This window comes from Mitsuaria sp. TWR114 (genome assembly GCF_007997345.1).
This window is the reverse complement of the sequence record NZ_VOSR01000769.1, coordinates 1-853: the sequence shown is the minus strand read 5'-3', so window position 1 is coordinate 853 and position 853 is coordinate 1. Positions and strand designations below refer to the sequence as shown.

Genomic DNA, 853 nt, shown 5'->3' with positions numbered 1-853 from the left:
CGCCTGCTGGCGCGCGCGCCCTGCGGCGGGCCGTCGCTCAATAGCGCTCGGGCACGAACATCTGCGGCGGCACCGGCTGGCGCGCGTAGTCGTCATGCCGCTCGCGCTCGGGCAGGCGGACCTCGGCGCGCTCCACCTCGTGGTACGGGAAGTGGTCCAGCAGATGCTGGATGCAGTTGAGCCGCGCACGCTTCTTGTCGTCCGCGGCCACCACCCACCAGGGCGCCTCGGCGATGTGGGTGCGTTCCAGCATCACCTCCTTGGCGCGGGTGTAGTCCTCCCAGCGCCGGCGCGACTCCAGGTCCATCGGCGAGAGCTTCCACTGCTTGAGCGGATCGTGGATGCGGCCCAGGAAGCGCAGGTGCTGTTCCTCGTCGCTGATGGAGAACCAGTACTTGATCAGCGTGATGCCGGAGCGCACCAGCATGCGCTCGAACTCGGGCACCGAGCGGAAGAACTCCTCGACGTCGGCCTCCGAGCAGAAGCCCATCACCCGCTCCACGCCGGCGCGGTTGTACCAGCTGCGGTCGAACAGCACGATCTCCCCCGCCGCCGGCAGGTGCGGCACGTAGCGCTGGAAGTACCACTGCGTGCGCTCGCGGTCATTGGGCGCCGGCAGCGCGACGACGCGGCACACGCGCGGATTCAGGCGCTGGGTGATGCGCTTGATCGCGCCGCCCTTGCCCGCCGCGTCGCGGCCTTCGAAAAGGATCACCACCTTCTGGCGGGTGTGCTGCACCCAGTCCTGCAGCTTCACCAGCTCGCGCTGCAGCCGGAACAGCTGCCGGAAGTAGGCGATGCGCTCGCCATGCGCGCTGTCGCCGTCGCCTTCGTCGAGCGCGCGCAGCGCCTC

1 protein-coding gene is annotated in these 853 nt (G+C 69.6%); it reads right to left on the bottom strand.

Annotation, left to right across the window (positions count from 1 at the left end):
• Positions 1-37 precede the first annotated feature (37 nt).
• Positions 38-853 (bottom strand): polyphosphate kinase 2 (gene ppk2, locus FUT87_RS23950; RefSeq protein ID WP_147242612.1); only part of this gene is annotated, 816 nt, incomplete at its 5' end.